The 22,727-nt window shown below is 46.7% G+C and carries 20 protein-coding genes; 9 read left to right on the forward strand and 11 right to left on the reverse strand.

Annotation, left to right across the window (positions count from 1 at the left end):
• Nucleotides 1–100 precede the first annotated feature (100 nt).
• From OH458_RS07390 to OH458_RS07400, 3 genes are all read left to right on the forward strand, one after another.
• Nucleotides 101–970: a LysR family transcriptional regulator gene (locus OH458_RS07390; RefSeq protein WP_269977805.1), complete on the forward strand. Its 870-nt coding sequence runs from the start codon at nt 101–103 to the stop codon at nt 968–970.
• 107 nt (nt 971–1,077) lie between these two features.
• Nucleotides 1,078–2,532, forward strand: a complete 1,455-nt coding sequence (modF, locus tag OH458_RS07395; RefSeq protein WP_269977806.1) for a molybdate ABC transporter ATP-binding protein ModF — start codon at nt 1,078–1,080, stop codon at nt 2,530–2,532.
• Nucleotides 2,533–2,547: 15 nt separating this feature from the next.
• Complete coding sequence (locus tag OH458_RS07400) at nt 2,548–2,907, forward strand: hypothetical protein (protein ID WP_269977807.1); 360 nt, start codon at nt 2,548–2,550, stop codon at nt 2,905–2,907.
• 30 nt (nt 2,908–2,937) lie between these two features.
• Here OH458_RS07400 and OH458_RS07405 read toward each other — a convergent pair whose 3' ends face one another.
• Nucleotides 2,938–3,168: a glutaredoxin family protein gene (locus tag OH458_RS07405; RefSeq protein ID WP_038138206.1), complete on the reverse strand. Its 231-nt coding sequence runs from the start codon at nt 3,166–3,168 to the stop codon at nt 2,938–2,940.
• Between the two features lie 129 nt (nt 3,169–3,297).
• On the opposite strand from OH458_RS07405, the gene OH458_RS07410 reads away from it, so the two are divergent.
• Genes OH458_RS07410 through OH458_RS07420 form a run of 3 tightly spaced genes read left to right on the forward strand, consistent with a single transcriptional unit; the run spans nt 3,298 to nt 5,049 of the window.
• Complete coding sequence (locus tag OH458_RS07410) at nt 3,298–3,801, forward strand: M48 metallopeptidase family protein (RefSeq protein ID WP_005470726.1); 504 nt, start codon at nt 3,298–3,300, stop codon at nt 3,799–3,801.
• 5 nt (nt 3,802–3,806) lie between these two features.
• Nucleotides 3,807–4,832, forward strand: coding sequence for a 23S rRNA (adenine(1618)-N(6))-methyltransferase RlmF (rlmF, locus tag OH458_RS07415; protein WP_269977808.1), 1,026 nt, complete (start codon nt 3,807–3,809; stop codon nt 4,830–4,832).
• 22 nt (nt 4,833–4,854) lie between these two features.
• Nucleotides 4,855–5,049, forward strand: a complete 195-nt coding sequence (locus OH458_RS07420; RefSeq protein WP_269977809.1) for a hypothetical protein — start codon at nt 4,855–4,857, stop codon at nt 5,047–5,049.
• On the opposite strand, the gene pilW is transcribed toward OH458_RS07420, so the two are convergent.
• Together pilW and metA are read right to left on the reverse strand one after the other, a co-directional pair.
• Complete coding sequence (gene pilW / locus OH458_RS07425) at nt 5,046–5,756, reverse strand: type IV pilus biogenesis/stability protein PilW (protein WP_269977810.1); 711 nt, start codon at nt 5,754–5,756, stop codon at nt 5,046–5,048. The two genes, OH458_RS07420 and pilW, sit on opposite strands and share 4 nt — an antisense overlap.
• A gap of 163 nt (nt 5,757–5,919) precedes the next feature.
• Nucleotides 5,920–6,861, reverse strand: coding sequence for a homoserine O-acetyltransferase MetA (gene metA / locus OH458_RS07430; protein ID WP_269977811.1), 942 nt, complete (start codon nt 6,859–6,861; stop codon nt 5,920–5,922).
• Between the two features lie 178 nt (nt 6,862–7,039).
• On the opposite strand from metA, the gene OH458_RS07435 reads away from it, so the two are divergent.
• Both OH458_RS07435 and OH458_RS07440 read left to right on the forward strand, forming a co-directional pair.
• Nucleotides 7,040–7,477: a DUF3859 domain-containing protein gene (locus OH458_RS07435; protein WP_269977812.1), complete on the forward strand. Its 438-nt coding sequence runs from the start codon at nt 7,040–7,042 to the stop codon at nt 7,475–7,477.
• Between the two features lie 127 nt (nt 7,478–7,604).
• A complete protein-coding gene (locus OH458_RS07440) occupies nt 7,605–10,319 on the forward strand; it encodes a bifunctional diguanylate cyclase/phosphodiesterase (protein ID WP_269977813.1) in 2,715 nt (904 codons plus the stop codon).
• Between the two features lie 60 nt (nt 10,320–10,379).
• On the opposite strand, the gene OH458_RS07445 is transcribed toward OH458_RS07440, so the two are convergent.
• From OH458_RS07445 to OH458_RS07480, 8 genes are all read right to left on the reverse strand, one after another.
• Entirely contained in the window at nt 10,380–11,012 is a 633-nt protein-coding gene (locus OH458_RS07445) for a MarC family protein (RefSeq protein ID WP_269977814.1), read from the reverse strand.
• A 79-nt stretch (nt 11,013–11,091) separates the two neighbouring features.
• Nucleotides 11,092–12,219, reverse strand: a complete 1,128-nt coding sequence (locus tag OH458_RS07450) for an ABC transporter permease (RefSeq protein ID WP_269977815.1) — start codon at nt 12,217–12,219, stop codon at nt 11,092–11,094.
• Entirely contained in the window at nt 12,216–13,385 is a 1,170-nt protein-coding gene (locus OH458_RS07455; RefSeq protein WP_269977816.1) for an ABC transporter permease, read from the reverse strand. Before OH458_RS07455 ends, OH458_RS07450 begins: the two co-directional genes overlap by 4 nt.
• A 10-nt stretch (nt 13,386–13,395) precedes the next feature.
• On the reverse strand, nt 13,396–14,373 hold the full coding sequence (locus OH458_RS07460; RefSeq protein WP_005470833.1) for an HlyD family secretion protein: 978 nt from the start codon (nt 14,371–14,373) through the stop codon (nt 13,396–13,398).
• Nucleotides 14,374–14,382: 9 nt separating this feature from the next.
• Nucleotides 14,383–15,783, reverse strand: coding sequence for a TolC family protein (locus OH458_RS07465; RefSeq protein WP_038192107.1), 1,401 nt, complete (start codon nt 15,781–15,783; stop codon nt 14,383–14,385).
• 168 nt (nt 15,784–15,951) lie between these two features.
• Complete coding sequence (locus OH458_RS07470; RefSeq protein WP_269977817.1) at nt 15,952–17,478, reverse strand: tripartite tricarboxylate transporter permease; 1,527 nt, start codon at nt 17,476–17,478, stop codon at nt 15,952–15,954.
• Between the two features lie 18 nt (nt 17,479–17,496).
• Nucleotides 17,497–18,015 (reverse strand): tripartite tricarboxylate transporter TctB family protein, encoded by a 519-nt coding sequence (locus tag OH458_RS07475; RefSeq protein WP_038192109.1) that lies wholly within the window; start codon nt 18,013–18,015, stop codon nt 17,497–17,499.
• A 195-nt stretch (nt 18,016–18,210) separates the two neighbouring features.
• Nucleotides 18,211–19,182 carry a tripartite tricarboxylate transporter substrate binding protein gene (locus OH458_RS07480; protein ID WP_269977818.1) on the reverse strand — a complete coding sequence of 324 codons (972 nt, stop codon included), beginning with the start codon at nt 19,180–19,182 and terminating at the stop codon, nt 18,211–18,213.
• A gap of 357 nt (nt 19,183–19,539) precedes the next feature.
• Here OH458_RS07480 and OH458_RS07485 point away from each other — a divergent pair, with 357 nt between their 5' ends.
• Nucleotides 19,540–22,674, forward strand: a complete 3,135-nt coding sequence (locus tag OH458_RS07485) for an HD domain-containing phosphohydrolase (protein ID WP_269977819.1) — start codon at nt 19,540–19,542, stop codon at nt 22,672–22,674.
• The last annotated feature ends 53 nt before the right edge of the window (nt 22,675–22,727 follow it).

Genomic DNA, 22,727 nt, shown 5'->3' on the forward strand with positions numbered 1-22,727 from the left:
GTTTTAGGCTGCTAAAGAGTAATTAATGTGATCAAAGTATCAGTGAGATGAAGATTGATAAAATATATTAAAAATATCATCTCAATATATTTTTAATATCATGGAATCGAAGCAGCTTAAGCACTTTCTGGCCGTCGCAGAGTATCAACACTTTACGTTGGCGGCGAAAGCGCTACACATTGCTCAGCCTGCGTTGAGTATCTCTATCAAGAAGTTTGAACAGCAGTTGGGCGTGGATTTGTTTCGGCGCGAAGATCGTCAAGTCATGTTAACCGATGAAGGTAAAGTCTTGCTTGAGCACGCCAAGCGAGTTCAGCAGCAAATAGACGATGCACAGCTGGCGATTGATGAGCTAAAAGGCCTCGAGAAAGGGGAAGTTAGGTTAGGGGCGCCAAGCATGATGGGCTCGTACTTTTTTCCTCAAGTCTTGATGGCATTTAAGCTGCGCTATCCCAACCTAAAATTAACCTTGGTGGATGCCGGAACTGAATCGATTCGACAAATGCTCCTTGATGGAGAGCTTGATATTGGGGTGATTAACAACGACCACGTCCCGGACGATCTCGAAGTGGACCACCTATTTGATACCGAAATGGTCGCCGTTGTGGGTAAAGAGCATGAGCTCGCAGGTCAAAAAAGTCTCTCATTTGAGCAATTTTTCCAGCACGAGCTGATCATGTTTAAACCCGGTTACTTTCACCGAGAGTACATCGAGAAGAAAGCGGCCCAACATGGAACGGAAATGCGCTTTTCTTTCGAAACGAACTTGTTACCCATGATCCTTAGTATTGTTCAGCACGAGTTTGCGATTACCGCGTTACTTAAATTGGTCACTGAACATGAACCTTCGGTGGTCGGCATTCCATTTGATGAGCCCGTGAAGCTTAGCCTCGCGTTGGCATGGCGAAAAGATGGCTACCTTTCGATCGCGGATCGCACCTTTATCGATTTTGTGAAGCAGTACGCTTAACTTCGCGGCTCGGTCTTGCGCTTCACACTTTCAAGAATCGCTATCGCATCCATTCAAATCATCAAGTAACGTTCTACATCAGGAAGTGAAGGAAAGGATATCCAATAATGCAGATTGCGTTTAACAATCTAGAGCTCGAGACAAAAACGAGCCATCTTTCAATCGAACACTGGCACATCCAGCCGGGTGAGTCTTGGGGGGTATTTAGCACCGAAGGCGACATCGGCTCTGCGTTAGGCTGCCTTTTGTGCGGCGAGTTTGATGTCGACGCTGAAAGCCTGGCCAAGACCGCGGGATCAATTGCTCAAGTTTCACTGGTGGAGCAACAGCGTTTATTGGAAGAAGAAATAGCAAAAGACGAGACCGACTTTCTCGATAAGATCGATAAGGGAACCAACGTCTTTACCCTGATTTATGAGCAATGTGATGACGGCGTGCTAACGGAGAAGTTACTCCATGATCTCGATTTGTACCATTTGAAAGAGAGTGGCTTTCGCGTTTTGTCTACGGGGGAAACTCGCCGCGTTATGTTAGCAAGAGCGCTAGCAACCAAGCCGGATTTGATCGTATTGGATAACCCGTTTACTGGACTTGATATGGAGCACCGCGCGTCTTTAGCGAACTACTTGGCGGAACTTGCTCGTCAGATTCAGATGATAGTGACGTTTAACCGCGAAGAAGATATACCGAGCTGGATTGATCAAGTCGCGTTGTTTAATCATGGTAAGCTCGAAAGCATAATGGGACGAGATGAGTGGGAATCTCACCCTGTGATTAGCCAAATCAAAGCGCAATCGCAGCTGCAAAGCGACGAGATGCTCGCACTCATTAGACGCCATCAGCACAATGCTGTGTTTGCCAGTCCCGTATTCGAAATCACTAATGGGCAGGTGGCATACACCGATAAAACCATTTTTACAGGATTGAACTGGCGGATTGACAACGGACAGCATTGGCAAGTTAAAGGCCCAAATGGGTGCGGAAAAAGCACCTTGCTTGGTTTGATTTTTGGTGACCATCCACAGTGCTATTCAAACGATATTCAGATTTTTGGTAAACAGCGTGGCAGTGGCGAATCGATTTGGGAAATCAAAAAGAACATTGGCATGGTCTCGTCTGCACTTCATTTACAGTACCGAGTCAGTTGCAGTGCTTTGGACGTGATTTTATCGGGTTTTTATGACTCGATTGGTCTTTATCATCAGCCGAGTAAAAAAGAAGTGCAGTTGGCACAGGAATGGCTCGAAATTTTGCATATGAGTGACTACGCGAAGACCTCATTCAAATCGTTAGAATATGGCCAGCAGCGGTTACTTTTGATTGCAAGAGCCATTGTTAAGCAGCCGGCGCTATTAATTTTGGATGAGCCGTATCAAGGTTTGGATTACCTAGGGCGCCGGTTGGTGAAAAACACGCTAGAGCTGATCGCAAAAGAAAATTTGAGCCAGCTGCTCTATGTTTCTCACTATCAAAAGGATAAGCTTGCCAGCATTAGAAATGAACTCGAGTTTGTCTTCTCCCCCGAACTCAACTGTTATCAAGCGGAGTTGACGACCAACTAATTCAAAAAAGTACGTATGGATTTAAGAAGTACCATTAAGTTTGCCATCATTGGCAATATCGTCGCCTTCTCCGTGGTGTTTGCCCTTGAATCAAGCACCCACTTTTTCGGCATTAAATACGTCTCGGATTACGCATTTTTCGTGTTGATGTTGTTATGGGGTAGTGCGGCGCTGCTTTATATGTACCCGCCGGGTACGGTTGCCGCCCTGAACACGAAACCTGAACCAAGCGAAGAGGCAGAGAGTTCTGAAGAGGAAAAGGGGACCGATAACCCAACGAAGCGCCTAGATTCCAACAGTATCACTTGCCTTAAACTGCTTGTGTCAGGGGCGCCAGCTCTCGTTTATTGCGTTATCGCCCAGCTCATAAACTAAAAAGAGTGGCTCAAGCCACTCTTTTATTCGTTATTTGCTGTTGTACATTCGTTCGAAATTACCCGGATTCCAGCCAATCATATAGCGGTCACCAATCTTTAACACAGGCAATGAGCGCGCACCAATGGCGTCTAGCTCTTTGCGGCCGCGCTGCATTTTTGCGTTGGTTAACCTGTACTTATAACCCTTAGAATCTAAGTAGCGCTGCGCATCTTTGCAGTGTGGGCATTTATCTTTTACATACAGTACAAGTCGTTTCATGGTCTGTTCCTACGATTATTTCTTGCGCTGAGTTTAACGAAAAGGCCGTGAATGGCAAGGGTGAATAAGGTAGACTGTCGCCCCTTTGTTGTTCGACCTACACCAGCGCACTACCTGTTATTGTTGATTATGAACCCTTTAATTCGTTACATCCAAGGCTACCCTCAGCACATTCTTGACCCCGTAAATCAGATGCTTGAATCTGGGCGCTTCAATGCTTGGTTTGAAAAGCGTTACCCAAACAATCACGACATCAAAAGTGAAAAGGCGCTATTTGACTATACGATGGCGATTAAAAATCGCTATATGAAGAAAACGTCTCCATTGAGTAAGGTGATTTACGACAGCAAGATCCACTTGATCAACAATGCATTGGGTTTACACACTTACGTTGCAAAAGTGCATGGCGGAAAAATTAAGTCGAAGAACGAGATTCGAATTGCGAGTGTATTTAAAAACGCCCCCGAACCCTTACTGCGTATGCTGGTGGTTCACGAGTTGGCTCACCTAAAAGAGAAAGAGCACAACAAAGCGTTTTATCAGCTTTGTTGCCATATGGAGCCGGATTACCATCAACTGGAACTCGATGCGCGTCTATTTATGATTTACCAAGAAACATCAAAACAAAAGTAATCGGTATGACAAAGCCAAAAAGTAAGCCTGCACGCAACAATGAAAAAGCGTCAAACATGAAAGTAGTCAAGGTGAAAGGCAAAGCCGGATTGCACAAAAACAACCTGCATCATGGTCGATATGACTTCACCAAGCTTATTGCCGCATTGCCAGAGCTTAAGAAGTACGTTATCAAAACGCCAAAAGGGGAGCAGAGTATTGCCTTCTCGGATCCGGTGGCGGTAACTCTTCTCAACAAAGCGCTGCTTGCTTACCATTACAACGTCACGTCGTGGGACATTCCTCAAGGCTATCTATGTCCACCAATTCCCGGGCGTGCTGACTATGTTCACCGACTTGCTGAGTTATTAAGTACCGATTCTGGCGATGCTACACAGCAGCAAATTAACGCCTTAGACATTGGTGTGGGTGCAAACTGCATTTATCCTATTGTTGGGGTAACGCAATACGGCTGGCATTATGTGGGCTCAGACGTCGATCCGGTTTCCGTTGAGAATGCCAACAACATCGCCAAGCGCAATCGCGTGCTAAATGATCGGATAGAGTGTCGGTTACAAAAAGAGAGCCGTCACTTTTTCAAAGGCATCATTAAGCCTGGCGAGCGTTATCACGTGACAACGTGTAATCCGCCTTTTCATAAGTCATTGCAAGAGGCTCAGCAGGGGACAGAAAGGAAAATCAACAACCTGTCGGCCAATAAGTCCAAGCGTGGTCAAGCCGTAAATCGCGCTCAATCTAAGCCCTCTCCTATACTTAACTTTGGAGGCCAAAAAGCGGAGCTATGGTGCCCAGGTGGTGAAGCGGCCTTTATCAAGAACATGGCGTTTGAGAGTAAAGCGTTCGCGGATCAAGTACTGTGGTTTTCAACGCTGATTTCCAAAAAAGAGAACGTTCGTTGGATGCGAAAAAACCTTGAAAAGGCTGGGGCGAGCGAAGTTAGGATTGTCGAGATGAGCCAAGGGCAGAAGATTAGTCGCTTTATGGCTTGGACCTTTAAAACGGACGCTGAGCGCAAAGCTTGGTTTCAATAGTCAGTTAACGTGAGGAGGGCATATGGAATTTGAAATTTATATGCCCTGTGAGCCCGCGTGGATCTGCACCAGTTTTCTATGGCTTTTTGTTATGCTGTTTCTGCTCGGTCTGATTGGCTTTGTCTACATTCTTTACAACGAGTACCAAAAAATACAACGTGCAAGTCGAGTTAGAAAACGGCGCCAAACCCATCATACTAAACGTAAACCCCGTTAACCCATTTTATCCAATTTAGCCTGATATTGTTGTTGCAATGAGGGGTTTCCTGCCTGCTCTTCAAGATTGATCAGTAATTTGAGCGACGGCTTTTGCAGTCCATAAGATTGGTGGAACTTCATCAATCGGATGCGAGCCTGAGTATATTCCCCATCTTCAATCTCTAGTTTTGCAAGGTGCAAAATTGAGTTCGCGCGATACGGGTCATGATCGAGTGTGCGGGTAAAGTAGTATTTGGCTTGTTCGCTGTTTCCCGCTTTTAAGGCGCACATCGCAGCGTTTTCGTAACTACCAGAAATCAAATAGTAATAAGGTTGGTCGATGGCTGCATTAAAGTATTTGTCGGCGCTGCTGTAGTCACCTTGTTTGCAAAGAAAGGTACCAAAGTTATTCAGCACGTTTCCGTTTCTTGGATGTTGCTTTAGCGCCGTTTTGTACATTCGTTCGGCAGATTGCGTTTCGCCTACTTTTTCAAAATAGTGTGCCATTGAAAGTTGGGCGCGATAGTAATTGGGCGAGTGATCGAGTGCTTTCTCGAGGTTTTCACGCGCTTTTACCATGTTTCCTTGTTCAAGATAACCAATACCCAGTGCGATACGGGCTTCAGCACGTTCGGTCGGGTTGAAGGAGAGATCAGACTGATTGGTGGCGTCAACGGTGACGCAACCAACGAGCATTAAGCTAAGAATGAAAGAAAGTGAACGCATAAGCTGTGTCTTTTTAAGGGTTTAACAGCATGTATAACGTAAAGCGCGAAAGAGTTTGATGGGCTCAGATTCACTATGCGACAGACACGGCACTATTGACTGTCTAAGTTGCATATATGCTGATCAAAGGAAGAAAGGGTTCAAACGAACCCTTTCATTTGCCTTAGTCATCTTTGGTAAAGTTAGCTTCGCTAAAGTGGTCAAGATCGTACGGCGTTTGTTGGTAAACGCCGTAGTTTAACCAGTTGGCAAACAGCAGATGCCCGTGGCTTCGCCAACTAGCGATAGGTTTGTTGTCTGGATTGTTGTTCGGGTAGTAGTTAACTGGAATTGCGGGCTCCATGCCTTCACCAAGGTCGCGAATGTACTCGTGATGTAAAGTGAGGGAGTCATATTCAGGGTGGCCGGTCACAAACACATTTCGCTTATCTTTGGTGGCGGCAAGGTAAACACCTGCGACATCGGATGTAGCGAGGATATCGAGATCGGTATGTTCCTCTAAATACTCTGCGGAGAAATCTGCGTAGCGAGAATGAGGTGCTAAGAAACTGTCGTCAAACCCTCGCAAGATAGGGTGGTAAGGATGGTGAATTTGATGGTGATAAACACCAGAGAGCTTCTCTTTGCGTGTTCGTTTGGGCAAATCATATAACAATTTGAGACCCGCTTGCGCCGCCCAACAGACGTATAAGGTCGAAGTGACATGCTCTTTAGCCCATTCCATGATTGTCTTCAAATGGTCCCAATAGATTACGTCTTCAAACTGAACCAAGCCAAGAGGTGCCCCCGTGATAATGAGTCCGTCGAAATTGCGTTCTTTGACCATTTCAAATTGGCGATAGAAGTTATCGAGGTGTTCAGTCGGTGTATTTTTGCTTGGGCGGTTATCAATACGCAGCAGCTCAATGTCTACTTGAAGCGGGCTGTTCGACAGTAGACGTAAGAACTGGGTTTCCGTCTCGATTTTCTTCGGCATAAGATTGAGGATCAGAACCTTTAGCGGACGGATTTCCTGAGTCGAAGCGCGAGACTCAGGCATAATGAAAATGTTTTCCTGTCGCAGTACGTCAGATGCAGGTAATTGATCGGGGATCTTAATTGGCACAGCTTACTCCCTAAGCATGGTTATGGACGTCTATACATCCAAACTTAGCGCAATCAGAATGAGATGTCGATAGCAAATGTGTGCCAATTTCTAATACACTTGCGCTTGGATATTCGTTTCAGCAGCAGAAAGCGACATCTGATATTCAGAAGAACTGTCATCATTACCGGAGTCAATCATGGCAAAGCGTTCACCCATCGTAGAAATCACGTCGTATGGCATCTATCAAGATTGGGACTCAAAATCTAAACACCTTCCGAAAATACAAGAGTTTACGACCAAGGTACCCGCGCAAGAGGAGATAGAGTTTGGTTTCATCGTCAATATCAAAAAAGCCAAGGGGGCTGTGATTGAGTACTGTATTGACCACCCAGGGGTAAAAGGGAAAAAAGGGCAGGTTTTGGAGCCCTTTACTGGGGAGCTTCACATTGGCAGTAATGATTGGGACTTTTACCTTGGTGATACCATCCAGCTGCTAGACCCAATTGATGGCTATGACTCTAATATTGGTAAGTGGGTGATGAGTATTCGCTTAAAAGGTGAAGTCATTGCAAGTAAAACGTTTGAGGTGTTTGCAAAAGATGAAGGCGAATTTTGGCGCAAGCGAGGACTTTAAATGCTGAATTTCGGCATTAAGTGAATCTGTTTCACATCTCTATCAATTAAATTAGACGCATATCAAGTCGAGCGGGCGGTTATTTCTATAATATTGATAATGACTTGTAAAATTATAACAAAATCATATGAATCGATTGCGCTTGTTTAACCTTAAGCTGGAAACTAAAACCGCCCTCTATTTTATCTTTGGTCTTCTTGGCATCACCCTCAGCTGTCTTTACATTACCCGATACTTTTTTTTGCTCAGCTTAGACAGCTTAGAAACCATGGAATCCAATCGCGCCAGTGCACAGGCGCAAAGCTTAATCACGACCATGGTTCAAGAGCTAGAGGTTCGCTCTTATGATTGGGCATACTGGGACGAGACGCATGAATTGCTGTTAGGTGCGAGCTTAAGTGACTATCGGGAAAGAAACCTTGTCCAAGAGTCCCTTGACGCGCTGAGTTTAGACCTGATGATTTTTACTGATCTGCAAGGGCAAGTTATCGATTCTATCGAGCGTCGTGACGGAGACAGCGAACCAATCACCTTACCAGCCAAAATCATGTCTGAGCCTGCGGTCTTGGAGCACATTTCCAAGATGAACAAGGTACTGGATTCATTTCGAGAAAGTTTTAGTGGCTTGCTCACCGTTGATGACCAAGTATGGATTATCACGCTTTCCCCAGTAAGAAACAGTGATGGTACGTCTGCATCCTCTGGCTGGCTGATCTGGGGTCAAAACTTAACGGCACGTTTTCCCGGCAACTACAATTCGATCTTGATTGCTGATAATAAAATTGAGTGCGTTTCTGATTCCCATCAAGGTTCATTGGTGCCAGAGATCGAAAAAACGCGGCGAACCTTAATTCAGACCATCGATCTCGCGGGGATGTCCGGCGAACCTGTCGCACACCTCACGACGGTGGTTGAGCGCGTTCACTATTTAAAGGGCAGTGTGCTTTTTAGCTATTTGTTTGTGGCTGTCGCGATTGTTGCTGTGGTTATCTCATTGGCAACGTTTTTGATGTTTCGACGCCGAGTTGCCGTTCGCTTTTCCGATCTCGAGAAAGACATTGATGAGCTGTTTTCATCCTATCAACTGGAAGGGTTAAACCAGCCAAACAAGGATGAACTCGATCGTTTGATTAAATTGGTCAAAACCCTAGCGAGCAATACGTCCAATGCTCAAGAGCTGCTTCTCGATACCCAACAAAAATTTGATGCCCTGTATCAAAGCCAAACCATTGCTATGGTTTTGGTGAGAGAGCGAGAGATTGTAGACATCAATCAGACCGCATTGTCCCTTCTTGATTATCAACATGATGAAGTCGTCCACCAACCGCTGGATTTGTTGTGCCCAGACAGCGATCAACCTGAATGTCAGATTGACCGCATGTATCGCATGTACCATCAGGGGCAGACTCAGTTTGAGGCGCAAATGCTCACTAAAAATGGCGACAAAATTGATTGTCATATCGAAGTGCGCTCGATTCAGTACCAAGGTAGCGATGCAGTGATGCTCTCAATAAGGGATGTTCGCGAGAACAAGCAACAAGCAAAACTTATCGAAGATTTAGTAGAAAGGGATAACCTCTCAGGGCTGTGGAACCGTAAAGCGATCATGGAGAAGGCGAGAAACTTCGTTGAGGTTGCTCCAAACCAATTTAGCTTTTTCTATGTGACGATACCAAGCCTAATGCATGCTTCTGAAGTGTACGGACACCAAGTCTATGATGAGTCGTTAGAGGCCATTGCAAACCTATTTGGTTCTGAACTGGGAGCGTTTCCTGTTGGTCGAATCAGCTCGCACGAGTTTTTAGTGTTAATTGAAGAACGAAAAGATTGTCACAAAGCGAAACGCGGCGCGATTCGTTTTAAAGAGGCCTTATCGCGCAAGTTGCAGATCCAAGATGTCACCATGGATTTGCAGTGTCAGATCGCTATGATTGCGCCTGACATTACGCATCACTCATTGGATACCTTAATCCACGCAGCTATTCATGCAATTGAACTGGATGGCAACAAAGCCCACAACGGTGACCCCATTTATGTTGGTGAACAAACGTTTAATATTGCTCAAGCCTCCGCCGCCATTCTTAGAGATTTGAAGGGCGCGATTGAGTCTCAAGAGATTCACGCAAACTACCAACCGATTGTCGAGAGTAAAACGGGAGACATTGTAGGTTTTGAAGCTTTGGCCCGTTGGCAACATAGTGCTCATGGGGTTGTGTCACCTGGTGTTTTCATTCCTTTGGCTGAGCGACATCATCACATTATCTCCCTGGGTGAGAGCATCTTGGAGCAATCGTGCGAGTTTATCCAACGGGTAAACTTAATAAGGCGTCAACAAGGGAAAACACCATTAACCATTCACGTTAATCTAAGTGCCGCGCATTTTTACCATCAAGATCTTGCTCAGTTTTTGCAACGGGTCATCGAGGACTACGCTGTACAACCGGGGCAGTTGGTGATTGAGGTGACGGAAAGTATGCTGATGGGGATTGAAGAAGAAGTCATCAACCGAATGGAGATGATCAAATCTTTAGGGGTTTTGTTTGCGCTCGATGATTTTGGTACAGGGTACTCTTCTTTCACAACCTTGTGCTGCTTCCCACTGGATATCGTTAAACTTGATAAGTCTTATATTGATCAAGTAGAAAGCAACGATAGAGCAAAAAGCTTGGTGAGAAACATTGCCAACATGGCGCAAGAATTGGGTTTAACAACCGTTGCTGAAGGGGTAGAAACCGCATCGCAAGCGAGAAAACTGAAAAACTGGAATATTGAAGAGATCCAAGGATTCTATTTTTACAAACCTATGCCAGAGGGTGAGGTTTTAGCGCTTTTGGGTGATTGAATTAGGTAACAATCAAACACGCATAAAGATAAAAACGCTTCTTGTAGAAGCGTTTTTTTGTTAGTGAAGCTGAAAAAGCTGGTAGGCATCGTGCACGCCTTGAATCAGCATTTGCATGCCAATCACGGTGAGTATTAACCCCATTAATCGAGTGACGATACTAATGCCACTTTCACCTAACTTGTCGACTAACTTGGGACCAAATAGGAAGCAGACAAGAGTAATGGCACATAAAATGGCAAAGGCAGTAATCGTCACAGTAATGCTCAGCATATCGCCAGATGCCGAGTAGTTCATTGCGGTGGCTATGGTGCCAGGCCCAGCGAGAATCGGCAGCGCGAGAGGCGAAATTGCGACGTCTTTATGTTCATTCTGCTCATTTTCTGAGTGTGAATGAAGCTTAGATGAGCTGCCTTGTAGCATGTGATAGCCCACCAAAAAGACCAATACACCGCCCGCTAAACGAAGTGCAGGCAACGTGATGCCAAACAACTCGAAGATCCCTTTACCCAGTAGGCAAAATGCTGAGACGATGAAAAACGCGGTGACCAGCGCCTTGATTGCCGTCGCTCTGCGTTCGGTTGGTGTTTGCTCTCCTGTCATACCAACAAATACCGCTGTATTGGCTATCGGATTCATCATGGCGAAAAAGCCCATAAAAACGGTGACCGCGGTCGTAGTGATGTCATGCATTGTGCCGTTATCCTAAAAACTGAGTGATCGTTTGCACGGTAACATGGTTTATAGCCATGCTCTACTATCTAACTTGAGCTTATCGTCTGACTCTCTTTAACGAAAGCCAAGCCACTCCAAACCAGCCAATAGATTGAAGCCATAAAAGGGTGTACTCCCATCGTATATCTGCCCAATTACCGCTCATCTGATTTAGCGTTAAGAAACTCTTAATGGCGGCTGTACTCGGAAACAGTTGCGATGCCCAAACAATGGGCTGCGGGATTGACTCTACAGGCCAAATAAACCCGGCACTAAAGATGAGCGGCATGGAGCTAATCAACACGACTAAGGTGACCAACTCACGACGCGGTGTAACCGCGCCAAGCCAAAGACCAATCGCGCAAGAGGCCAGTAAAAAGGGCAGCAGTAAACTGAGTAACTCTCCTGCGTGGGCAAGTTGGTTGACGCCGTGCATTGAAAAGCTCGCACCGAAGTAATACATGCTTAGCAGGTAATAAATAACGGTTAGAACCGTGACTCGAACAAGCATCAGCTTGCCGACCGAAGCTCGGCTCCAATAACCACGACCTTGCTTTTGGGTACCAACCATCAGGCCAGACGCCATCGCCATCGTTTGCTGGAGAATCAACACAAACACCGCCGGTACCACATAGTCCACGTAACCCATACGCGGGTTAAATGTCGGCTTAAGGTTTAGTTTCGTGGCAGCGTAGTGGTTCTCTGCCTGTGACAACGGTTCGCCATCAAGCACTAACTTGGCGACTTTGGTCTGCGCGGCCAACGTTCCGCCTGCTTGTGCTAGCCCTTCGACAATCGTGCCGTAGACCAAAAAGTAAGATGCGTCGCCTGCATAAGAAAGGGTAGGGCTTTTACCCAGTAGCAGCTCTTTGTAGAAGTGCGCAGGAATGACGAGAATACCGCTGACTTCGCCGTTCAAGAAGGCTTGGTGGGCAGCGGCAATGGTGTGATCTCTTCGAACAACCTGCACTTGAGGCGTTGCGTCTACCATGCGTTCAAGCTTAAAGCTGGTTTGACTCATGTCGAGATTGACGACGCTTATCTTTTGTTCCCTCGGAGTTTGGTGGCTGTAGGGCAACGGATAGAGGAATGAGTAGAAAATCACGCCGCCGAATACCGTCAGCAGGACAACAGGGTTTTGCAACAAGGCTTTGAGCTCTGCTTTGAAAAGTAGGGGAAGTTTCACGCATGCTCCTTATTATTCATTGCCTGACGTCGTTGCTCGGTAGCCAAGTGTTTTTGGATTAATGCTAGGCAGAGCAAAATCACAGCGCCGTACCCCAACATCGGAATGAGGTGTTGCAATGACGCTACCCAAGCCTGCCCATAACTCACTTGGCTAACTTGCACCTCAATATAGTGACTGATTGGTAACAGCCCTCGCCAAAACTGAGCAAGTGAACTCATGTCGCTGACCGGAAAGGTGATGCCCATAAATGCAAAGCTTGGCGCGGTGAACGCCCCCGCAAAGCTCATAGCTCGGGCAGGGTCGAGGGTCAAAAAGAAAAACGCACTGCCCATGATCATACACGCGACAATGGTAAACGCTTGCGCAATCACCAGAACCACCAAACTGCCGTGCATTGGCCATTTAAAGCCTAAATAGAACCAACATAAAAAGGCAAAGCCTTGCAACACAAAGATAAGAAAGTAGGGGGCAAGCGTTGAGACCCAGTCAACAAGGGGGCGCTGACCAAGCCAAGGGATCAAACCTCTATCTCGATGGTTGGCGGCGAGGACGAGGATGGTGCTGACCACAACCACGATTTGCCATAGCGCAGGCACCACCGCAGAAACCAAAAATTGTGCGTAGTTGGAGTTTTTATTAAATAGTGGTGTAATTTGAGTTCTTACTGGAACGGCTTTGCCCATCGCGGAGAGCATTGCTGTATCACCCTTGACCAAACCAAACCCCGTGCTGACTTCGGCGTTAAACGTACCTTGAGCTTGAAGAAACGCGGAGTTTACCAGTTTACCCACTAATATCATCTGGCTGTTGTAGAACACGCTTACTTGCGGGGCGAGTTGCTTGAGCGTATTTTGCTCAAACTGAGTCGGGATAATCGCATACCCATAGATATCTCCCACAGTAAGCGCCTGTTTCGCCTCTTCAACACTGGCAAAATGATGTGTTACCTTCATTGCGGAGGTGGCATCGTAATACCTAACGAGCTTTTGAGAGAGCGAACCGTTGTCAAAGTTAACAACGCCAATGGGTAAGTCCCTCGCAATGCCTTGCGAGAAAATCGCCCAAATGGTTACCGCCAACACGATTGGGACCCAAGTTAAGCTAGATAAAAGCCATCGGTCGCGAAGAACAACGGACAATTGTGAAACCTTAGACGTAGTCATGGTGAAGGTCTTAATTCAGTTCAACGACGAGGCTCATACCCATTCGTAGACCTTGCTCTGGCTCTACTGGGTGAGCTTCTACTTCGAAGGTGCGCAGATCAAAACCTTGGGACGCATCGGTCGAGCGCCACGTCGCAAAGTCACCCATAACGGCAACGTGCGTCACTTTGAACTCAATCGATTTGTCGAGTGCTGGCAGATAGGCGTTGAAGGTATCGCCTTTGTTAAAGTGTTTGAGCCAATCTTCACGAACGTTCAATACCGCCCATGAATCGTCACTATCGATAACCGTAACCACAGGGAAGCCTTGCGGGGCAAGCTCGCCACTTTGCAATAATACCTGTGACACTTCGCCATCAAACCAGCTTTCAATCGCGGTATCTTTTGCATAGGCTTCGACTTCCGCGACGGCTCCCGCTGCCATGCGCGCTTTTTCCGCTGCTGCGACTTTGGTTTCACTGCGAACGCCTTCTTTCGCCATTTGATACATTTGGAATGCTGCGCTTTCAGTGTATTTTGCTGCGTCCCACTGCGTTTTGGCTTCATCACGTTTTTGCTCTGCAACCACACCATCGCTGTAGAGGTTATTCACGCGTAGGTAGGTTTTCTCCATCAATGCAGCCGCCGCTTTTGCTTTCAGCCATTGATCTTTTGCCGCTTGAATCTGTTGGGTGCGTGCGCCTTTTTCCGCTTCAAGAGCGAGGGCACCTGCGGCTTTTTCACCCGCTTTAGCTTGCTCAAGTTTGGCAGCAATTTCTGGGCTATGTAGAGTAAAGATCAGGTCGCCTTTTTCGACTTTGTCTCCTTTGCGAACCAGAACTTGATCAATACGTCCCGGCACTTTCGAAGAAATGCTGTACTGCTGAGACTCGATTTGTCCCTGCAAACGCACAGGTTTTGGTTGGTACGCTTGGTAAAAACTGTACCCAACCCAAGATGCTAGGGCCAACGCTGCTGCGGTCAGTACCAATGGTTTTGCTTTTTTCATCTTGGATCCTTAAAAATTTGAAACTGGGGTAGAGGTTTGTTGATATTGGCCAAAAGCGCTCATTTCATTTGAAAGCGCGAGCAATTTAGACAGAGAGAGTAAGTAGTTAAAGCTCGCAGCGGCTTTTTGAGTTTGTACGCTTGCAAGATAGAGCTGCGCGTCGACCACGTCTGTCGAGGTGGACAAGCCTTGCGAAAACGCTTTGTCACGCAGCTTGAGGTTTTCTTTCGCTAGCTCAATGCTTGACTCTAGACCTTGCACTTCTTCTTGAGCTTGTTGTGCTTCTAAATAGGTTTTCTGCACCAAAACAGAGAGGTCTTGTTTAGCCTGAGCTTTTAGGAATTTCACTTGAGCGACAGCGCTCTTCGCCGCTTGCACGTGATCACTTCTGCCGTGGGAATCAATCAGTGGAATATTGACGCCGATGCCCACTAGCCAATCTGGTTTCATCTGGCTTGCAAGAGAGTCATCCTCATACAAGCTGTAATCACCGTATAAATAAACTTCAGGGTAGTATTTGCCTTTCTCTGCCTTAATCAAGCTGTCTGCTTGTTTTTGCTTGGCATCAAGTAAGTCTAATCCGGGATACGTGTCTAAGGTACGTTCAACAAACGCATTTAACGGTGGCAAAGAGGTGTTAATAAACAATGAGTCTGAGGGTTCAACTGCTGCCGTTTGATTGAGGATCTGAGTCAATGCAGCTTGGACGATATCTAACGACTTTTGCGCCTTTTTCCGTTCTATGATCGCCTTGTCCAGCGCGGATTCGGCTTGAAGTCGCTCGACACGTGCAATCTGACCTTGTTGTTCGAGCTTCAATGCGTTGTCACGGTGCTTGGTTAACCCTTGCTCAACCAGTTGGCGAGTGTGGAGAACATCTTGAGCGAGCAACACAGAGAAGTAGTACTTACTCAGGTCTTCAAAGCGCGCTTGTGTTTCCATTGCTAGCTCACTTTGCGCTTGCTCTTTCTTACCTTCGGCGGCAGATTGCGCGGCGTTGATGCGGCCACCAGTAAAAATCGGCCATACCGCTCGGATTGATGAGCTGAAAATATCGCGCTCTGTGATGGTGGATGTGATGCCACCAACGCCAGCAAGTAGCGGATTTAAAGGACCTAGGTTGGGTAGCGGTTGACCTGTACTCTCGAACAGTTGTTCACCTGATACGGTTACGTCGGTATCAAGGCGAGTATAGTTGGCTCCAAGGGTCACAGAAGGAAGATTCAAACTGTCTGTTGCGTTTTGTAAGTGTTCGTAGCGATCCACGTTAGAGCGCTGGGCGGCGAGTGAGTTGTTCTCTTGCTGTAAAACTTGCCATGCTTGTTCAAAACTGATGGCAGCAGCATTCGAGACCGCAGAATAAGAAAGGCCAAGGCAACCAATAATGAGCGCTAACGGACGCAACGACATAGTAAATCTACTCTTGCTGTTAAAAATTAGAGTTTATACTCTAGAGGAAAATGGGGCAATGAGTTTAGGGTAGCAGAGAGAAGTGATTCGAAGATAAGAAGTGCACCAAGAATTGGCGTATAAAAAAAGGGACACCGAAGTGTCCCTAAAGGGTTAAATGGCCAATGTTTATTGCTCAACCTTTTTTGGTGAGGCTTTTAGTTTTTGGAACAGCTTGACAAAAATTGGGCTAAACAGCACTAGCACAGAAAGTACAGTGAAGGTCATCGTGATTGGGCGCTCCCATAAGAAGCTCAGTTCACCGTCGCTAATCATCAACGCTCTACGCAAGTTTTCTTCCATCAAGCCGCCAAGAATAAAGCCGAGAAGCAGCGGGGCGAGTGGGAAGTTTGCCAACCTAAGTGCAATAGCAGCCATCGCTATTAACAACATGATAAACACATCCATGGTGTTGAAGGATACAAGGTAAACACCAGTGATAGAGAAGAACAAAATCATTGGTAGCAATACCGTTCTTGGCACAGCGAGAAGCTTAGAAATGTAAGGGATCAACGGCAAGTTCAAAATGACCAGCACGATGTTGCCAAAGTACATAGAGATGATCACTGACCAGAAGACATCTGGGTGCTCAACAAACAGGCGTGGACCTGGCTGAATGCCGTAAGCGATTAAAGCGCCAAGCATGATAGCTGTGGTACCAGAGCCCGGGATACCCAGCGTAAGCAGAGGAACGAACGAGCCACTCGACGCTGCGTTGTTTGCCGATTCTGGCGCAACCAAACCACGGATGCTGCCTTTACCAAACTCAGCTTTTTTCTCTTTCGGCGCGAGGTTCCGCTCCATACCATAGCTTAGGAAAGCCGCGATGGTTGCCCCTGCACCCGGAAGTACACCGGTGAAGAAGCCCAAGATTGATGAGCGAATCGAAACGGGCGCGACATCTTTGATCTCTTCTTTGGTGACTTTCATGCTACCAATGTTGCTGAGCTTACTTTGCTCGTCATCACGTGTGTCTTGCTCTGGCTTTAAGATACCCATTAAGGTTTCGCCCAGTGCGAACGTTGCCATGGCAAGCAGCAAGAAGCTAAAGCCATCCATTAAGTCTGTTAAACCAAAGGTGAAGCGCTCAACGCCAACGCCTTTGTCGATACCGACGGTAGACAACATCAAACCAAGGACTGTCATCATCCATGCTTTAATCACTTGACCAGGGCCTGCAAACGCTGCCACAGCAGACAGGCCTAGCAACATCAGCGCGAAGTAGTCTGACGATTGGAAGCTCAGCGAAACGCTAGCCAATGCTGGTGCAGCGACCAACAGCATGATGGCGGAAAGCGTGCCACCCGTAAAAGAAGAGTAGGCCGCCAAAGCGAGGGCTTTACCTGCTTGGCCTTTTTGCGCCATTGGGTAGCCGTCAAACGCGGTAACCACGGTTGAAGAACAGCCCGGAGCGTTGATCAAAATTGATGATGTTGAACCACCAAAAACGGCGCCGTAGTACACACCAGCCATCAAGATAAGACCAGAAGAGGGGTCCAAGCCGTAGGTGATAGGGATCATCAGCGCAATCGCTGAGATAGGGCCCAGTCCGGGAAGCATTCCGATAAAGGTACCCACGAAACATCCAACGATCACCATCATGATGTTCATTGGCATAACTGCGGTCGAAAGACCTTGTAAGATTCCATCTAACATTACGATTTCCCTATTAAATTACGACCACATAGTGAAAATAACGCCAGGCTCTAGGTAGATGTCTAGGCCTTGGGTAAGCAGTAGATAAAACGCCATCACAAACGGGAATGATGCCCCGAATAGAATCTTTTTACGTCGCTCACCGAGTAGGTAAAAGCCAGCAAGCAAGAAGACGCTCGTCGCGATAACGAAGCCTAAATAGGTAAGCCCAACGCCGTAAAACGCCATCAAGACCAGAAAACCGATCAGCAATTTCCAGTTAAAGTCCATCACCGCGCCGCTTTGCTTGTCTGGTTGCCCTGTCACAAGCAGCATTAAAGACAACCCAATGCCCGCGAAAGTCAGGAGTGTTGGAAGTGTCCTTGCGGTAAAGGGTTCGTACTCATCTCCGGGAAAGAGGGGGATTTGTGTGGTTTGATAGCCGTAACAAAGGCAGACGAGAAGAAATATCATCGCACCAACACGATCACGGCAGAGAAGGTTTTCTTTGCTAAAGAAATTTCCGTTGTTGAAAGAGTTCGTTGGCAAATCCGACATATCCAACTCCATTTGTATTTAGGGAAGAAAAAAGCCGTACATAAGAGCTAATGAGCATGATTTCATTAACAAATTAAGCGTCATTGCTGCTAGTCAACTCGGCCTAAATGTTTACAACAACTATAAACAAGGAGATTGAAAGTATTCTTATGTACGGCGAAGAGGGTCAGGGCAGCGTTGCGCCGCCCTACAGGATTACTTCAAGAAACCAAGCTCGCGCATTAGGTCACCCATTTGCTTCTCTTGATCTTCAAGGAAGGCATAGAAGTCTTTGTCTGCTTTGTAGTTGTCGATCCAACCGTTACGGTCACGTACAACTTGCCATTGGTCGGTTTTGTACATCTTAGTCAGTGCGGCATTCCACTCGTCGATCTTCGCTTGCGAGGTACCTGGAGCGGCGAAGAAGCCACGCCAGTTCGCAAATACCGTTTCATTGCCGTATTCTGTTAGCGTTGGAATGTTTGGTGCTGCGTCTAGACGTTTTGGTGCCGTCACTGCTAGTACTTTAACTTGGCCTGATTTTGACATTTCTAATACTTCGCCAAGGCCAGTAGACAGTAGCTGAGTCTCACCAGAAAGTAGCGCCGCCATCGCTTTACCGCCTGCGTCGTAGGCGATGTAGCGCACTTTCTTCGCGTCAAAACCTTCGCCTTTGAATGCCGCTGCAACGACTAGGTGATCCATACTGCCTCGAGCTGAGCCACCTGCAACTTTTACTTTACGCGGGTTGGACTCAAAGTCTTTTACCACGTCTTCCCAAGTGTTGTACTTGGAATCTGCGGAAGCGACGATCGCACCATAGTCAGCGATGGTTGCTGCTACAGGCGTCAGATCGCGGAATGATTGTGGGAAAATCCCCGTTAGCGAGCGCACTACGATTGGTGTTGAGTTCACCATGAGTGTGTCTTCTTGACGCTCTGCTGTCTCGATGAGGTGAGCAATCGCTTTACCGCCGCCGCCGCCCGATAGATTTTGGAATGAGACGTTTTCAACGATGTCTGATTTGACCAGAACATCACCTGTGCCACGAGCGGTCATATCCCAACCACCACCAGCACCACCAGGAATCAAAAAGTGGATTTTTTCTACATCTGCTGCAAAAGCGTTGAATGAAAAAGACGCAGCGATGATCGAAGCCGCTAGGGTTGGTTTTAGTACCTTAAACATGATTCACGTTCCTTATGTCGTGTGCGCTTCTCTTTGGAAGCACACTTATCGTTATCAAGAATCTATCAACAAGGGAGGGAGACTTGTTAATAGATGGGTTTAAGGTTAATAGAGTGTTAAAACTCTGTCTGCAATGCGTTGATAAAAACAATAAAGGTCATTTAGGCGGTTCTGTTCATAAAGTTCACGCGAGAAAAGAGGGAGAAATCAATTTGCGAAAAATGGCACTTTCTCTTTAAAGATGAGTGAGCTAGCACTAAAAGTTCGCATGTAGCGAATGAAAATAAAAAGAAAGTCATATGCAACTTCTACACTAATAGTGCTAGGTGACAACAACACAGTTTCGATTAGGAAGCCATGGAGGGTTCGCAGTTGGTCGGCTTAACACAAAAAAAGAAGAAGTTCTCGATACGATTTACGGTCGGAACCTTGTTTATCATCGCGACGATTGCGACGTCGCTGTTTGCGATTGCGCTTCAGTACATGTTTACCAAACAGATGTCTGAAGAGCATGTGCTTAATAAACTTGTCATGGCAACGAGCGATGTGAGTGAACACATTCAGCAGGTTGACCAGAATGCGAAAAGTAGTGCGCGAATCTTGAGCAGCGTGTCTAATACGCTCAACCACACCTTCAGTGAACAAGAAATTCGTACCTTATTGGTGCAAGTGCTTAAAGATAATCCCCTGTTCTACAGCATCTATTTTGGCAACGAACAAGATGACTTTTACCAAATCATCAATTTAGAGTCATCGCCTATTGTCCGGCAACGTATTGAAGCGGCACCACAAGATCGTTGGGTATTGATTAAGATTTCAGGGCAAGAGCAAAACCGAGTTCGCCAGACGTTGTATTTCTCGGATACGTTTACGTTGACTCAAGAACGCACAGAAACGAGCAATTATTTTCCCACGCGACGTCCTTGGTATGTGGGAGCCAGTGTTGAGCAAGTTTTTAAGACCGAGCCTTATCTCTTCAAGCATCTAAAGATTACCGGACAGACCTATTCGATCCGTGCAAAGCAGTCAGTCATCGGCATCGATATTGTCCTGTCATCCATCAGTTCCAAATTGACACCTGCGGCATTAGGCTTACCGGAAGACTCAGGTGTTGAAGCGTATGTATTCCATCAATCGGGTGAAGTGATTGCGTCCAATCGAGTTATCCAGGCAAGCAAAACGTCAGTCGACACTTCACGGATTTTACTCAGTGAACAGGAACAAGCCCTTATTGATGCGACACCCGCGTTGCTTACCTCCAATCAGCTTGACTGGCGACCTTACGACTACGCGAAAGCAGGTGAGCCACAAGGTTACGCCATCGATTTGTTGCAATTAATGGCTGCCAAACTAGGTATCACTTTAGAGTTTGTGAATGGGTTTGATAGCCAGTCATTGCTGAATAAGTTAGAGAGCGACGAGCTGGATATTGTCCACTCATTGACGGACCTTTCTGCCGGTGCCTATCAATTGAAATTGTTTGAAACACCATTAGCGCTGGCGACGCGCTCCGAGCAGTTGCCGAGTAAACCGGAGCGGGTGTTTGGTGTATTGGCAGGTCATGACTTTTCTAAGCAGTTGAGACGAGTAGTCCCGGATGCCAACATCATTCAATTTGAAGAGAGTCAAGATGCTCGGCAAGCGCTAGTCCGTGGTGAAATTACAGTTTTGGTCGATGCGCAGCAAGCACTCGAGCAACTGCAAAAAACAACCTCTTTACCGATCCATTTGCATCCATTTTTTGACGAAACTCAGATACCGTTTTACCTTGCCGTTAGCGCGCCGCATCGTCAGCTTATTCCGTTGTTTTCCAAAGCGCTTCAGAGCATTACGCCCTCTGAATACGCACAGTTGACCAACAAATGGTATCAGCAAGTTCGTGATAATCGTGTTCCCCATCATGAGTTGTTTGAATTGAGCCAATCAAGTTCGAAACAGAACAGGATTCAAAAACGTGAACTCGATGGAGAGCAAGCGTTTTTGTACGTCAGCGCGCTCAACGGACAAGCGGGCGAGCAATCTGAGTACTTAGCCGTGGTTGTGCCTCAAGCATTAGTGATGGCCGAAGTCTATCAGCGATTATATACAACGGTTGGCGTGACCATGCTCGTGATGGCGGCACTACTGCCAGTATCCTGGATATTTGGTTCACCAATAGTGAATCCTATTCGTCAACTCACTCAGCAAACGAAAAAGATAAAACAGCGGGACTTTGATCACGTCGAGCTGATCGACTCGCAGATTAAAGAAGTTTGGCATCTATCAAAGTCCATTCAAGAGATGGCAAATGAAATCAAACAGCGTGAACAGCAGCAACAAGCGTTTGTGGACGCCTTTATTCAGTTAATTGCGCAGGCGATAGATGACAAATCTCCTTACACCGCAGGGCACTGTAATCGTGTGCCTGAACTGGGCATGATGCTGGCAAACGCTGCTGAAGAAGCCTCTTCTGGCAAGTTTAAAACCTTCCGCTTTGAAAACGATAATCAGCGCCGAGAGTTTAAGATTGCAGCGTGGCTACACGACTGTGGAAAGATCACCACTCCCGAGCATATTGTCGACAAAGGGACCAAACTTGAAGCGAATTACAATCGAATTCATGAAGTCCGAATGCGCTTTGAAGTGCTCTGGCGCGATGCGGAAATCACTTTTTTGCAGAGCCAATTAGCGCAATCTATGGACAAGGATGAAGCGCTCGAGCAATTGCGTAACACTAAGCGTCAGCTGCAAGAAGACTTCGAATTTGTGGCGGCGGCGAATGTAGGAGGTGAGTTTATGAGTGAAGAGAAAGTGTCGCGCATCAAGCAGATAGCCACGCAAACTTGGCAGCGGCACTTTGATGATCGGCTGGGCTTGTCACCGTTTGAAGAATTAAATCGGACCCAGAGTCAAACTCGCCTTCCTGTTACAGAGAATTTACTCAGTGACCGACCTGAGCACATCATCAAACGCATCCGACCATTGGTGTTTGACCCGAGCTTCGGCATCAATGTCGATATTCCTGAGCATCAATACAATTTAGGAGAGATTTATAACTTGTCCATAAGCCGTGGCACGTTAACCGCTGAAGATAGGTTCAAAATTAACGAACACATGATCAGTGGCATTAAGATGCTCGAAGCGCTGCCTTTCCCTGCGGAGCTTAGCAAGGTACCGCGTTATGCTTCTACTCACCATGAAACCCTTAAAGGGACAGGGTATCCGCGTAAGCTATCGGCAGAGGACCTCTCGATTCCTGAACGCATTCTGGTGATTGCCGATATATTTGAAGCCTTAACGGCCGCTGATAGACCCTATAAGAAAGCTAAGCCCGTCAGTGTTGCCATTGATATCTTGCACAAAATGGCCATTGATGAACACGTCGATATGGACTTGTTTAAACTGTTTCTTGAAAGCGGCGTGTATCGAGACTATGCCGAACAATTCCTGCCTGAAGCGCAAATCGACGAAGTAGACATCAGCAAGTACTTTACGGAGCAAAAAGTCGCGTAGGAAGCAAACTGACCGAGCAAACCTTGGGCGATTTACAAGGTGCACCATGAACT

The sequence above is a fragment of the Vibrio sp. MarTm2 genome (assembly GCF_027587055.1).
Taxonomy (GTDB): domain Bacteria; phylum Pseudomonadota; class Gammaproteobacteria; order Enterobacterales; family Vibrionaceae; genus Vibrio; species Vibrio sinaloensis_D.